The sequence below is a fragment of the Mangrovicoccus ximenensis genome, from assembly GCF_003056725.1.
Taxonomy (GTDB): Bacteria; Pseudomonadota; Alphaproteobacteria; order Rhodobacterales; family Rhodobacteraceae; genus Mangrovicoccus; species Mangrovicoccus ximenensis.
Genome location: NZ_QBKZ01000016.1, coordinates 399,525 through 411,963 on the forward strand (window position 1 = coordinate 399,525; position 12,439 = coordinate 411,963).

Annotated in this window: 13 protein-coding genes and 2 pseudogenes; 6 read left to right on the top strand and 9 right to left on the bottom strand. The window is 67.8% G+C overall.

The window, feature by feature from the left end:
- The first annotated feature begins 326 nt into the window (after positions 1–326).
- Positions 327–1,070, top strand: a complete 744-nt coding sequence (locus C7T91_RS22235; protein WP_108261262.1) for a GntR family transcriptional regulator — start codon at positions 327–329, stop codon at positions 1,068–1,070.
- Between the two features lie 42 nt (positions 1,071–1,112).
- On the opposite strand, the pseudogene C7T91_RS22240 reads toward C7T91_RS22235, so the two are convergent.
- From C7T91_RS22240 to C7T91_RS36560, 4 genes and pseudogenes are all read right to left on the bottom strand, one after another.
- A pseudogene (locus C7T91_RS22240) lies at positions 1,113–1,607 on the bottom strand (acetate--CoA ligase family protein); the annotation flags it as partial.
- Entirely contained in the window at positions 1,571–1,696 is a 126-nt protein-coding gene (locus tag C7T91_RS38075; protein ID WP_269102359.1) for a hypothetical protein, read from the bottom strand. The gene C7T91_RS38075 and the pseudogene C7T91_RS22240, both read right to left, overlap by 37 nt.
- Positions 1,693–2,592 carry a hypothetical protein gene (locus C7T91_RS36555; protein ID WP_407943331.1) on the bottom strand — a complete coding sequence of 300 codons (900 nt, stop codon included), beginning with the start codon at positions 2,590–2,592 and terminating at the stop codon, positions 1,693–1,695. Before C7T91_RS36555 ends, C7T91_RS38075 begins: the two co-directional genes overlap by 4 nt.
- Complete coding sequence (locus C7T91_RS36560; RefSeq protein ID WP_108261264.1) at positions 2,478–3,287, bottom strand: ABC transporter transmembrane domain-containing protein; 810 nt, start codon at positions 3,285–3,287, stop codon at positions 2,478–2,480. Before C7T91_RS36560 ends, C7T91_RS36555 begins: the two co-directional genes overlap by 115 nt.
- A gap of 183 nt (positions 3,288–3,470) precedes the next feature.
- Between C7T91_RS36560 and C7T91_RS22255 the strand changes: the two genes are divergently transcribed.
- The 3 genes from C7T91_RS22255 (at position 3,471) to C7T91_RS22265 (ending at position 5,274) form a co-directional block, all read left to right on the top strand.
- The gene (locus tag C7T91_RS22255; protein WP_161556050.1) at positions 3,471–4,229 is read left to right on the top strand and encodes an MlaA family lipoprotein; all 759 of its coding nucleotides are present in this window, start codon (positions 3,471–3,473) and stop codon (positions 4,227–4,229) included.
- Positions 4,222–4,818 (top strand): MlaC/ttg2D family ABC transporter substrate-binding protein, encoded by a 597-nt coding sequence (locus tag C7T91_RS22260; protein WP_236638410.1) that lies wholly within the window; start codon positions 4,222–4,224, stop codon positions 4,816–4,818. Before C7T91_RS22255 ends, C7T91_RS22260 begins: the two co-directional genes overlap by 8 nt.
- A 96-nt stretch (positions 4,819–4,914) precedes the next feature.
- Entirely contained in the window at positions 4,915–5,274 is a 360-nt protein-coding gene (locus C7T91_RS22265; RefSeq protein ID WP_108261270.1) for a hypothetical protein, read from the top strand.
- On the opposite strand, the gene C7T91_RS22270 is transcribed toward C7T91_RS22265, so the two are convergent.
- Positions 5,271–5,681: a GNAT family N-acetyltransferase gene (locus tag C7T91_RS22270; protein WP_108261272.1), complete on the bottom strand. Its 411-nt coding sequence runs from the start codon at positions 5,679–5,681 to the stop codon at positions 5,271–5,273. The two genes, C7T91_RS22265 and C7T91_RS22270, sit on opposite strands and share 4 nt — an antisense overlap.
- A 363-nt stretch (positions 5,682–6,044) precedes the next feature.
- Between C7T91_RS22270 and C7T91_RS22275 the strand changes: the two are divergent.
- Positions 6,045–6,773 (top strand): annotated as a pseudogene (locus tag C7T91_RS22275) (AAA family ATPase); the annotation flags it as partial.
- A 48-nt stretch (positions 6,774–6,821) separates the two neighbouring features.
- Here C7T91_RS22275 and C7T91_RS22280 read toward each other — a convergent pair.
- From C7T91_RS22280 to C7T91_RS22295, 4 genes are all read right to left on the bottom strand, one after another.
- Positions 6,822–7,901 (bottom strand): ABC transporter ATP-binding protein, encoded by a 1,080-nt coding sequence (locus C7T91_RS22280; protein WP_108261274.1) that lies wholly within the window; start codon positions 7,899–7,901, stop codon positions 6,822–6,824.
- A 110-nt stretch (positions 7,902–8,011) separates the two neighbouring features.
- Positions 8,012–9,307 carry an ABC transporter substrate-binding protein gene (locus C7T91_RS22285; protein WP_161556051.1) on the bottom strand — a complete coding sequence of 432 codons (1,296 nt, stop codon included), beginning with the start codon at positions 9,305–9,307 and terminating at the stop codon, positions 8,012–8,014.
- A 29-nt stretch (positions 9,308–9,336) separates the two neighbouring features.
- Entirely contained in the window at positions 9,337–10,212 is an 876-nt protein-coding gene (locus tag C7T91_RS22290; protein ID WP_108261278.1) for a carbohydrate ABC transporter permease, read from the bottom strand.
- 11 nt (positions 10,213–10,223) lie between these two features.
- Positions 10,224–11,159 carry a carbohydrate ABC transporter permease gene (locus tag C7T91_RS22295; protein WP_108261280.1) on the bottom strand — a complete coding sequence of 312 codons (936 nt, stop codon included), beginning with the start codon at positions 11,157–11,159 and terminating at the stop codon, positions 10,224–10,226.
- 154 nt (positions 11,160–11,313) lie between these two features.
- Here C7T91_RS22295 and C7T91_RS22300 point away from each other — a divergent pair, with 154 nt between their 5' ends.
- A complete protein-coding gene (locus tag C7T91_RS22300; protein WP_108261282.1) occupies positions 11,314–12,339 on the top strand; it encodes a LacI family DNA-binding transcriptional regulator in 1,026 nt (341 codons plus the stop codon).
- Positions 12,340–12,439 lie beyond the last annotated feature (100 nt).

Consider the following 12,439-nt stretch of genomic DNA (forward strand, 5'->3'; position numbering starts at 1 on the left):
CATTTCGGGGAGGGGTCCTTCATGTTCCGGTTTCCGGGGGGCGGGCATGTCCCGCATCTGGCCGCAGGACGTGCCGCGGCGGCCGCTTTTCGGCGGCTGGCTTTCCAATTGGTATGACGTTGTCGATTGGTAGTTACAATAAGACCTTCCCGGGGCCTGCAGAACATATGCTGCCCGGATTCGTCCAGAAATCGTTTAATTGAGTATATAAACGTCCATATTTGCGCCATTCCTGCCCGGGGAGACAGGACAAATGACGTCGGCATGATGACAGTCCGGCAAAGCTGCGCTAGTCTTTGTGTTCCTGTAATATCAAAGGCTGAAGCATGAGCTGGAGCACATCCGCCCTCGTCACCAACGGTGCCCCCAGATGGCTGCAGCTGGCAGAGATCTTCCGCCGCGCCATCGATGCGGGCGAATTTCCCGTCGGCGCGACCCTGCCCACCGAGGCCGAGATCAACGCGCTTTTCGGGGTCAGCCGGACCACCACCCGCTCGGCGATGCAGCAGCTGGTGCAGGAAGGTCTGATCAAGCGCCGCGCCGGGGTCGGCAGCGTCGTCGTCGACACCCGCGTCGACCAGCCGGTCAACCAGATCCGCGGCTTCGCCGAGGACATGCGCAGCCGGGGCATGCAGCCCGGCTACCAGGTGCTCGGCTGCGGCATGTCTCCGGCCTCGCCGGAGGCGACCCAGGCGCTGGGACTGCCCTCGGGCGACCGGCCGTTCCATGTCGAGCGGCTGCTCAAGGCCAATGAACGGCTGATCGGCCATTCGATCTCCTGGGTGCGGCCGGACATTTTCGGGGCGAAGGCGCCGCCCACCGCGGAGCAGCTGGCCGAGGGGTCGCTCTATGAATGGATGCGCGCCGAGCTCGGCATCGAGATCGTCGGCGGCGTCGAGTACATAGAGGCGAGCCTGGCCACGCCGCAGGTCTGCCCGCATCTCGACGTCACCGGCAGCGACCCGGTGCTGGTGGCGCGCCGCGTCGCGCGGGCGCGCGACGGCCAGCCGATCGAGTTCGCGATCGTCACCTACCGCTCGGACCGCTACCGGTTCCGCGTCGAGCTCTGAGCGCTGCATCAGCTTCGCACCGGCCGGTAGCGGTCGACGAAGCCGGAGCAGCGCCCGCGCCCCGGCATCGCTTCCGGTGAGCGAGGCGGTATGCGACACCGCCGCCTCCTGCGCCTGCTGCGAGCTGCCGACCTTGAGCGCGACCACCGGCTTGCCGAGTTCGCGGGCCCGCGCCGACAGTGCCTCGAAGGCCGGAAGGTCGGTGAAGCCCTCGACATGCAGCCCCAGCGCGGTGATGCGCGGGTCCTCGAGCAGCGCGATTCCGATTTCGGCCATCGAGGTCTGGGCCTGGTTCCCGGCGGCCACCACCGTGGCCAGCGGCAGGCCGCGGCGCTGCATGGTGAGGTTGATCAGCACGTTCGAGGACTGGCCGATCACCGCGACGCCGCGGTCGACCGGCGACAGCCCGTGCCGGTCGGGCCAGAGCGCCACGCCGTCAAGCGCATTGACGATGCCGTAGCAGTTCGGCCCGAGGATGCGCATCCGGCCGGCGGCGGCGATCAGCCCGGCCTGCAGCTCGGCGCCGTCGGACAGCTCCCCGGGAAGACCTGCGGGGCGAGCGCCTCCCAGGTGCCGGCCGCCAGCGGCGCGGCGGAGGCGAGAAGCAGCGCGAGGGCCTTGATCATCCGGCCTCCTCCAGCACGAAGCGGCCGAAGGCGCGGGGGCCGTCGGCGGTGGCGATCGTGCCGGTGACGTCGAGCGTCGCGGCGTCGATCAGGGTCACGGTGTTCTCGAACCAGTTGGCGACGACCACGGTGCTGCCCGCGATGTCGATGCCCTCGGGGTATTCGCCGACGTCGATGGTCGCGACCGGCTCCAGCGTGGCCAGGTCGATGACGCTGACGCTGTCGGCATACTGGTTGGTGACGAAGGCACGGCCGAGGGCGAAGGCGATGCCATAGGGGCGCTCGCCGACCGGGACGGTGGCCAGGGCGATGCCCTCGCGGGCGTCGAGCACGCTGACATCGTTGCTGCCGACATTGCCGGCGAAGAGCCGTCCGTCCGGGGCGAAGGCGAGGCCGAAGGGCCGTTCTCCCACCGGGATGCGGTGGAGAAGCTCCAGCGAGCCGAGGTCGAAGACCGATACCATGTCGCCGTCGCGATCCGCCGAGGCCAGCAGCCCGCCGCCGACCGCCAGCCCGGCGGGCGCGGCGCCGGTTTCCAGTTCGGTCACCGGGGCCAGCGTCGCGGCCGGCGGAATCACCGTCGCCTGCTGCACGTCGAGCAGCGCCCGCGGCCGCGGCAGCTGGGTGCGCGGCTGCGGCGGCGGAACCCGGCCCAGCAGGTCGGCCAGATTGTCCCAGCTCTTCATCGTGGACTGCACCAGCGACCACTGCCCGACCGCCATCTCGATCGGCGCCAGCGCCCGGCCCAGCAGGATCGAGCCCGCGATCATCGCCCCGGCGGTCATTTCCATCTGCAGCACCAGATAGGCGCCGAGGCCGAGCATCGCCGATTGCAGGAACAGCCGGAAGGTCTTGGTCGCGGCGGTGAAGCTGCCGGCCGCATCGGCGGCGCGCAGCGACAGGCCCAGAGACTTGCCGCGGATCTGCTGCCAGCGGGTGAAGGCGGCGCCGCGCATCCCCAGCGCCTGGACCATGCCGGCATCGCTTTTCGCCGTTCCGACATCATGTCCGCGGTCGCGGCGGCCTGGCTGGCCGCCAGCTGCGGCGCCTTGGTGCTGCGCTGGTTGAGGAAGGTCAGGAAGACCAGGATGGCCCCGCCGCCGAGCGCCATCACCCCCAGCCAGGGGTGGAAGAAGAAGATGCCGGCGACGAAGACCGGCGTGAAAGGCAGGTCGAAGAGCGAGCCGAGGATCGGCGAGGCGAGGAAGCGCTGCACGGTTTCGAGGTCGCGCACCCCGGCCGCGGCAGCGCCTCGGTCCTTGGTCGCGGCATCCTCGAGCGCCGCCGCGAACACCCGGCGGTCGAGCTTGGCCTGGAACCGCGCGCCGATCCTCGCCAGCACCCGGCCGCGGACATAGTCGAGAATGCCCATCATCAGGTAGAGGAACGCCACCAGCGCCGCGAGCGCGACCAGCGTCGCCTCGGAGCGGCTGCCAAGCACCCGGTCATAGACCTGCAGCATGAAGAGCGGGCCGGTGAGCATCAGGAGGTTCACGAAAACGCTGAAAATGCCGACAAACGCAAACAACCCGTTGCTTTCGGCCCGCGCCGCGCGAAGCTCCTTCAGGCCCTGCTCCTTGCTTCGTTCCATTGCGTTTCCTCGTCGTCTTTGCGCAATCCGCGGAATCCGGACCGGGTCGGGCCATGTATGTCAATTGGCGCGATGGCTTTCGTGCCGGTCCTATACTATGTGTTCCAAAGTGCGAAGAACAGATTGAGGTGCAACGTGAAGCCCATCCAAGACGGAGATGTCCGGCCTTCGATTGCGCGGAAGTTGAAGTTTACGAGTTGGCTGCCGGTCTCCGCCCTTGTGCTCCTGGGTGTCGCGGGCTGCACGACCGGGAACCCTGCCGGGCCGGGGGAATTCAACGACCCTTACGAGCAGACCAACCGCCGCATCCACAATTTCAACAAGGCCGTCGACCGGAGCCTGTACCGGCCGGTGTCGAACACCTACGGCACGGTGCTGCCGCAGCCGGTCCGCCGCGGCGTCGACAATTTCTCGGAATTCACCGACCTGCCCCGCCGGATCGTCAATGACCTGCTGCAGGGCAAGGTCGAGGACGCGCTGCACAACGGCTTCCGCTTCGCGACCAATGCCACCTTCGGGCTCCTGGGCATCCTCGACCCGGCAACCGATCTGGGCATCGAATCCCGCGACGCCGATTTCGGCGAGACGCTGCATGTCTGGGGCGTCGGCGAAGGCGCCTACCTGGCCGTGCCCTTCTTCGGTCCGTCCACCCAGCGGGATCTTGCCGGCGACATCGTCGATCTGGTCACCAATCCGCTGGCCTACGTGCTCACCCCACCGGAAAGTTACTATCCGCCGTCGTCGACAGTGGGTGAATATGCCGGCTACCGCTATACATACAGGGAAACGCTGAACGACGTTCTGGACAACAGCGCCGACAGCTACGCCACCTCGCGGGTCGTCTACCTGGATGCCCGGCGGTTCGAACTTGGAATGTCCTCTTCGGGGGATGCAGAAGATGGGGGCGTACTCGACCCCTACGAGGAGCTTTACGGTGAATGACCTTTCCCGCCGCGCGGTCCTGGCCGGGCTGACCGGATCGGCTGCCCTGGCCGCATTTTCGGCCCCTGCCCTGGCCCTGACCGAGGATCAGGCCGTCGCGTTCGTCCGCGACATGGCCGCGGATATCGAGAAGACCATCAACTCGGGCCGCTCCGAGGCCCAGATGTACCAGGCCTTCGAGAAGCTGATGAACAAGTATGCCGACATGGACGTGATCGCGCGCTTCGCGCTCGGTCCGGCGGCCCGCTCGGCCTCGTCCAGCGAGCTGTCGAGCTATTCGGCGGCGTTCCGCGGCTACCTGTCGAAGAAGTACGGCGCCCGTTTCCGCGAATTCATCGGCGGCGACATCGAGGTCCGCGGCGCCCGCACCGACAAGCGCGCGGTGATCGTCTCGGCCCGCGCCAAGCCGAAGGGCCAGGCCGCCGTGGCCGTGGATTTCCACGTCTCCGACCGCTCGGGCAAGGTGTTCAACGTGATCCTCGAGGGGGTCAACCTGCTGACCACCGAACGGACCGAGATCACCTCGCTGCTCGACCAGCAGGGCGGCAGCCTCTCCAAGCTGACTGCCGAGCTGAACCGGCGCGGCTGATCCGGCGGCCCGGGGATGCCCCGGGCGCCCTCCGCCGGAAACGGTTTGTTAACCAGTTTCCGGCGAAATCCGCCCATCGCGGCGGAGCACACCCCCATGTCACAGAGATCATTCGCGGGACTGGCCGCCCTGGGCCTCGCAGCCTGCGCGCCGCATTCCCTGCCGCTGCATGGCGGGCAATCGGCAGAGGTCGAGGTCGGCGGATCGGTCTTCCTGGTCAGCTATACCGGCACGCGGGCCGAGGCGACGCGGATCTCGCATGAACGCCACCCCGACCGGATGGCGATGCTGTCGCGGGCGCTGCAGGCGATCGAGGCCGCCTCGGGGTGCAAGGTCCTGCCCGGCACGCTCTATGGCGACTGGTCGCTGGCCGAGGCCTATCTCGACTGCCCCGGCACGCCGCCGCAGACCATCCGGCCGGTGCTGACCCACCGGCCCCGCGTCAATGCGCTCTAGGCGACCAGCCTGCGCGACAGGAACAGGCTGTGCGGCAGCACCGGATAGCCGCCGAAAGGCGCGCAATCCGCATAGCCGAGCCGCCGGTAGAACCGCTCCGCCGCCGCCAGGTCGGTGCTGCTTTCCAGCCGGATCTCCGGCAGCTCCAGGTCGGCTGCATGGCCCTCGGCCTCCGCCATCAGCGCATCGGCAATGCCGTGGCCGCGGGCGCCGGTGCGCACGAAGAGCCGCTTGATTTCGCCGTAGCCGCCCATGTCGACCAGCGCCACGCAACCGACCGGCATGCCGTTCAGGCGGGCGACCAGGAAGGTGACGTCCGGAGCGGCAAGCCCGGCAGGATCGAGCGAGAAAATCTCGTCTTCGGCGGTGTGTTCGAGAAGCGCCGCTTGACTCTCCCGGATGAGCATAACTCCGGTAGAATCGAGCGGGGATTCGACCCTTACGGACAGGCCATTTGACGGTCCATGTGTCATCTCAACGCCTGCAAGTCCTTGCTGTATAAAGGTTCGCATCATGTTCATCGGGTCGGTCTCGCTACTTGTTCCGGGCACTCTCCCCCTGGGGACAACTCCGTGGATACTCCAAATCGTATACGATCTCAACTTCGTTTGTTCACAACTAAAGTCGGCATTCCGGGACTCCCAAGATGTCGACTTTCTCTCCATATCTGGTAAGAGTCCGGTTCCCGACGGCCAACATATTCGCATTGCCGTTGACTTGCGGCAGCGAAGCCCCGATCATCCGGGGCGGAATCTCGGAAAGGGACCAAGGTGCAGTTCACGCGACTCCGACTCAACGGGTTCAAGAGCTTCGTGGATCCGACCGATCTGGTGATCGCGCCCGGACTGACCGGCGTGGTGGGTCCCAATGGCTGCGGCAAATCGAACCTTCTGGAGGCGCTGCGCTGGGTGATGGGCGAGACCCGCCCCTCGGCGGTGCGCGGCGGCGGCATGGAGGACGTGATCTTCGCCGGCGCAGCCACCCGCAACGCCCGCAACTTCGCCGAAGTCACGCTCCAGATCGACAATTCGGACCGGCTGGCGCCGCCGACGCTGAACGACCGCGACCTGGTGGAGGTCGTCCGCCGGATCACCCGCGATGCCGGCTCCGCCTACAAGGCCAACGGCAAGGATGTGCGCGCCCGCGACATCCAGATGCTGTTTGCCGATGCCTCGACCGGGGCGACCTCGCCCGCGCTGGTGCGCCAGGGCCAGATCAGCGAGCTGATCAACGCCAAGCCCAAGAACCGCCGCCGCGTGCTGGAGGAAGCCGCCGGGATTTCCGGCCTCTACCAGCGCCGCCACGAGGCCGAGCTGAAGCTCCGCTCGACCGAGCAGAACCTGGAACGCGTCGATGACGTGATCGACCAGCTCGCCTCGCAGCTCGGCCAGCTCAACCGCCAGGCCAAGCAGGCCGCGCGCTACCGCGAGATCGGCGAGCAGCTGCGCGCCGCCGAGGGGCTGCTGCTGTTCCGCCGCTGGCAGGATGCCGACCGCGCGCTGATGGCATCTTGCCGGCGCCGAGAAGGGCGATGGGGATCGGGGCCATCAGCGCAGCCGTCGGCCATCGGCATCGAAGAGGAAGGCGCGGGCCGGATCGAACCCGGCCGCGACCGGCAGGCCCGTGCGCAATCCGCGGCTGTCGGGCAGGCGCATCACCAGCCGCGGCCCCGTGCCGCTTCTTGCATGGACCAGGGACTCGCTGCCCAGATGCTCGACGATCTCCAGCACCAGGTCCATCCGCACCGCTCCGGTGGTCGACAGGTGTTCGGGGCGGATGCCCAGCGTGACCCGGTCGCCGGGGGCGGGCGGCGCGGCCAGCGGCATCTCGAACGGCTCGGCGGCAATCCCGTCCAGCCGCAGCCGCACGCGGCCGCCATCGGCGGCCTCGACCGTGGCACCGAGCATGTTCATCTGCGGGCTGCCGATGAAGCCGGCGATGAAGGCATTGTCCGGATCGTCATAGAGGTCGAGCGGCGTGCCGGCCTGTTCCACCTGGCCCGCGCGCAGCACGACGATCTTGTCGGCCAGCGTCATCGCCTCGACCTGGTCATGGGTCACGTAGACGATGGTTGCGCCGATCTCCTTGTGCAGACGGGCGATTTCCACCCGCATCGTGCCGCGCAGCTCGGCATCGAGGTTCGACAGCGGCTCGTCGAACAGGAAGACTTCGGGCTTGCGGACGATGGCGCGGCCGATGGCGACGCGCTGGCGCTGGCCGCCCGAGAGCGCCTTGGGCTTGCGGTCGAGAAGGTGCGACAGCTCCAGGACCTCGGCGGCCTCATCGACGCGTCGCTTGATCTGGTCCTTCGGCACGCGCTCGAAGCGCAGGCCGAAGCCCATGTTCTCGCGCACGGTCATGTGCGGGTAGAGCGCATAGGACTGGAACACCATGGCGACGCCGCGCTTCGACGGGTCGACCTCGTTCATCGGGGCGCCGCCGATCGACAGGGTGCCGCCGGAGATGTCCTCGAGCCCCGCGATCATCCGCAGCAACGTGGATTTCCCGCAGCCCGAGGGGCCGACGAAGACGCAGAACTCGCCCGGCTCCACCGTCAGATCCACGCCGTGGATCACCTGGGTCGCGCCGTAGCTCTTTTGCAGCTGGGTCAATTCAAGACCGGACATGGTTGGACTCGCTTTCGCAGGGGCGCAGCGGCCGGACCGGCGCCGGACGGACCGGGCAGGGGGCTGCGCAGGAAGGGAACCCGGCGGGCCTGCCGCCGGGCGGGAGGGGATCAGAACAGCCGGTCTATCTCGGCATCGGCCCCGGCGAGGATTTCGTCCGCATCGCCCTGGCCCAGCATCAGCCGGTCGAGCGCGTCGCGGACGATGGCCGAGATCTCGTTGCCGTAGTCGGTGACCGGGAAGGGGAAGGTGGTTTCCGGCGTGGCGACGGCGACGAAGGCGGACATGTCGATGCCCTTTGCCTCGAAGGCGCGCAGCGCGTCTTCGGTCAGCGCCTCGCGCGCGGGAAAGACGATACCGGACTCCGCGACGACAGATTGGCAGGCGTCGGAGCCCAGGAACGCGGTCCAGGCCCAGGCCTCGTCCGGGTTGCCGCTGCCGCTCCAGACCGAGTCCGCCAGCCCGTTGAACATCGAGCTGCGGCCCTCGGGCCCGGCCGGGATCGGGGCGAAGCGGACCGAGGGCATGGACTGGGCATAGAGCCCGGCCTGCCAGGAGCCGATCACCGACATCGCTCCCTTGCCCGAGAACATCAGGGTCTCGCCGCCGAGCTTGCCGGTCTGCTCGGCCGTCGGCATGTAGTGATGCCCGCGCGCGAGGTCGCGGAACCAGGCCAGAGTCGCGGCCAGGCGCGGATCGTCGAAATTGTAGCTTTCCGCCCAGGGCGCGTCGATGAAGCGCCAGCCGGTGCTGCCGGCCAGATAGCTCCATTCGGTCTCGCCATGCGGGCTGAACGGGTTTGACACCAGGCCGTAGGTCGCGACCTTGCTGCCGTCGAAGCCGGGCTCGTTGCCGCGGGTGCCCGCGGCATCCACGGTCATCCGGGCGATGGCCTGCTGGAAACTGCCGCCATCTTCGGGCGACCAGTCGAGATCGGCGAGGTCTTCGGGCGACAGCCCGGCCGCGGCGAGCTTCCCGGCATCATAGGCCAGCGCGACCGTCGCCCAATCCTTCGGAAGCCCGTAGACCGCGCCCTCCTTCGACCAGGTTTCGACGAGCCCGGGATGGAAGCCGCCGAGATCGTAGCCTGCGGCGTCAATCCGCGGGGCCAGGTTGGCCAAGAGGCCGTTGGCGGCGAATTCCGGCAGCCGCGTCGCATGGTTCACGAAGACATCCGGAGCGTCGCCCGACAGGAAGGCGGTCTGCAGCGCGGTCCAGTACTGGTTCCAGCCGGTCTGGGTGATCGCGATCTTCACGCCGGGATGCTCCGCCTCGAAGAGGTCGGCACATTTGCGGTAGACCGGGGCCTGCTGGCTGTCCCACATCCAGTAATCGACCGCCACCTCGGCATGGGCTGCCGCGGACAGCAGGGTGCCGGAGATCAGGGCCGGGATCAGGGCTTTCATCGTTCTCTCTCCCTTGTGCAACGATGGGGTCATTTCATGCCGCTGGTCTGCAGCGACTCGACGATGCGGCGGCCGAAGAACACCAGCAGGATCAGCACCGGGATGATCGACAGCATCACCGCCGCCATCAGGCCGGTCCAGTCGGGCTGGCCCTGGCCGGTCTGGCTCTGGTACTGGGCCAGCGCCACGGCCATGACCTGCACGCTTTCGTCCTGGCCGGTCAGGAATGGCCAGAAGAAGTCGTTCCAGGCCTGGATCGACAGCAGGATCGCCAGCGTCGCCATCGGCCCGCGCTGCAGCGGCAGAGCGACATGCCAGTAGATGCGGAACCAGTTCAGCCCGTCGAGCCGCGCGGCCTCTTCCAGTTCCTTCGGCGTGGTCAGGAAGAACTGGCGCAGGAAGAACACCGCGAAGGGCAGCATCAGGATGTTGGGCGCCACCATGCCGGCGAAGGTGTTCAGCAGCCCGAGCTGGCGGATCAGGATGAAGTTCGGGATGAACAGCACGATCGACGGGATCATCGTCGCGGCGATGAAGCTGTAGAAGATCGCGTCGCGCCCCGGAAAGCGCAGCCGCGCGAAGGCATAGGCGGCCAGCGACGAAAAGAAGAGCTGTCCCGAGACCAGCAGCGCAGTGTAGATCACGGTGGTGGGCGGCGCGAGCCCGAAGCTGATCGCGGCCCCGGCATTGGCGGGCGGCGCCACCTCGCTCGGCAGTCCCAGCACGCGCAGGAAATTGCCGAAGGTGATCGAGGCGGGCCACAGCTTGTCCGCGGTGGCGAAGATGTCGGCGGGCAAGGTGACCGCGGTCTTGAGCACCATCCAGACCGGCAGCAGCGAGATGAGGCAGACAAGGCCCAGAACGGCCTGTCCCGAGAGGCGGCGGAGGCGGGGGGAAACGGTCATCGGCAGGCTCCTCACCCGAGGTCCGAACGGTCGCCGCGCAGGAGGCGCATCTGCGCCAGCGTGACGAGGACAAGGATCGCGAAGAGCACCATGGACATCGCCGAGGCATAGCCCATGCGGCTGAACTGGAAGGCATTTTCGTAGATGTACCACAGCACGGCGCGGGTGCTTCCGGCGGGGCCGCCCTGGGTCGTCACGGCGATCACGTCGAACACCTGGAACGATCCCACGATGCTGGTGACCAGCACGAAGACCAGCACCGGGCGCAGCAGCGGCAGGGTGATCAGGCGGAACATCGCGGCCTCGGAGGCGCCGTCGAGCCGCGCGGCCTCGTAGAGGTCCTTCGGGATGGCCTGAAGCCCGGCATAGAAGAGCAGCGCGGTGAACCCGGCATGCCGCCAGATCGAGATGGCCGCGACCGAGATCAGCGACTGGTCGGGCGAACTGAGGAAGCCCTGCGGCGCGAGGCCAAGGAGGCCGAGGAAGCTGTTGGTCATGCCGATCAGCGGATCGAGCATCAAGAGCCAGACCAGGCCCGCGACCACGTTGGAGATCAGGTAGGGCGCGATGATCACCGCGCGCAGCGCCACCGATTTCGCCAGCCGGTCGGCCAGCACGGCGATCAGCAGCCCCAGCGCGGTCTGCACCGGGATGTTGTAGAGCACGTAGCACAGCGTGATCCACATCGAGTCCCAGAACTGCGCATCGGCCCAGAGCCGCGCGTAGTTCTCGAACCCCGCCCATTTGGCCGGGCGCATCAGGTTCCAGTGCGTCAGGCTGATTTGCGCGGCGCGCAGCGTCGGCAGCACGAAGAAGGCCAGCAGCCCGATCCCGGCCGGCAGGATGAACAGATATCCGGTCAGCGCTTCCCTGCGGCGCAGCGCCGTCATCCGCGGCAGCATCCGCCCGGCGCGCCGCCGTGGCGGAGCGTCGATTTGACCACTCATGGCAATCCTCCCGTTGTCGTCAGCCAGGGCGCCGTCCTCTCGCCCTTCCGGCTTGCTAACACGTGTCAGCAATGCAGCCAGACATGTCGCCGCCGCCGAGTCGTGTCAACGATAAATCCTCGACTAACACGTGTTTTCTGGGTAGGCTCCCGGCATGTCAGCAAAGTCGATCACCAGTCACGACGTCGCGAAGCTGGCCGGGGTCGCCCGGTCGACGGTTTCGCATGTGCTCAACGGCTCCAATTCGGTCAGCCTCAGCGAGGAAACCCGGCGGAAGGTGCAGGAGGCGGCGCTGGCGCTCGGCTACAAGCCGAACTCGGCGGCGCTGATGCTGCGCAAGGGCACGACGAAGACGGTGGGCTTCCTGGCGACCGAGGCGAAGTCGCTGGCTGTCGACGGCTATATCCCGCTGCTCTTTGCCGGGGTGGGCGAGGTGCTCCGGCGGGGCGGCTACCATCTGCTGCTCGAAACTTTCGATCCCGCGCAGAAGGGCAATCCCTATGCCGGCCTCGTGCTGTCGCGGCGCATCGACGGGCTCCTGGTGCTCAGCCCCGATCCGCAGGATGCCGAACTGCGCGCGCTGATCGAAAGCGGGTTTCCCGCGGTGATGATCGGGTCGACCGGCCTGCCGGGCGAGGTGTCGGTCTCGACCCGGATCGGCACGTCGATGGCCCAGGCCGTCGACCATGTCGTCTCGCTGGGACACAGGCGGATCGGCTGCATCCCGTTTTCTCCAGCGGGCTTCCCGGCATCGGATGCGCGGACCGGGATGCTGGCGGCGCTGCTGGCGGACCGCGGGCTGGGCCTCGATGCGGATGCGGTCGAACATGCCGAATTCAGCGCGGAAAGCGGCCATGCCGCAGCACGGGCGCTGCTGGCGCGGCGTCCCGACCTGACGGCGGTCTTCGCGGGCAACGACACGATCGCCCTCGGCGCGATCGGCGGGGCGGCGGCGGAAGGCCGGGCGGTTCCGGGCGACCTCTCGGTGGTGGGATTCGACGATCTGCCCTTCGCCGCGCATATGCATCCCGCCCTGTCGACGATCCGGCAGGACGCAATGGCACAGGGTCGGCAAGCCGCGGAGGCCCTGACCCGGCTCCTGTCCGGAACTGCTCCGGAGACACGGTCGCATGTGTCCGAAAGCACCTTCATCGCACGCGGCTCCACCGGTCCCGCTTGAGGGCAGGACATCTTCGGCAAAACTGCGGGGGAGCTGGGAACGGGCCGTTTCGGACTCCGGCCGTGGGCAGCTGGAACCGGGCCGCGGCTCCGGCTACCGG

Coding starts and splice junctions, on each gene's coding strand:
- C7T91_RS22235 (WP_108261262.1), top strand. CDS start 327: ATGAGCTGGAGCACATCCGCCCTCGTCACCAACGGTGCCCCCAGATGG.
- C7T91_RS38075 (WP_269102359.1), bottom strand. CDS start 1,696: ATGATCAAGGCCCTCGCGCTGCTTCTCGCCTCCGCCGCGCCGCTGGCG.
- C7T91_RS36560 (WP_108261264.1), bottom strand. CDS start 3,287: ATGGAACGAAGCAAGGAGCAGGGCCTGAAGGAGCTTCGCGCGGCGCGG.
- C7T91_RS22265 (WP_108261270.1), top strand. CDS start 4,915: ATGTCACAGAGATCATTCGCGGGACTGGCCGCCCTGGGCCTCGCAGCC.
- C7T91_RS22270 (WP_108261272.1), bottom strand. CDS start 5,681: ATGCTCATCCGGGAGAGTCAAGCGGCGCTTCTCGAACACACCGCCGAA.
- C7T91_RS22280 (WP_108261274.1), bottom strand. CDS start 7,901: ATGTCCGGTCTTGAATTGACCCAGCTGCAAAAGAGCTACGGCGCGACC.
- C7T91_RS22285 (WP_161556051.1), bottom strand. CDS start 9,307: ATGAAAGCCCTGATCCCGGCCCTGATCTCCGGCACCCTGCTGTCCGCG.
- C7T91_RS22290 (WP_108261278.1), bottom strand. CDS start 10,212: ATGACCGTTTCCCCCCGCCTCCGCCGCCTCTCGGGACAGGCCGTTCTG.
- C7T91_RS22295 (WP_108261280.1), bottom strand. CDS start 11,159: ATGAGTGGTCAAATCGACGCTCCGCCACGGCGGCGCGCCGGGCGGATG.
- C7T91_RS22300 (WP_108261282.1), top strand. CDS start 11,314: ATGTCAGCAAAGTCGATCACCAGTCACGACGTCGCGAAGCTGGCCGGG.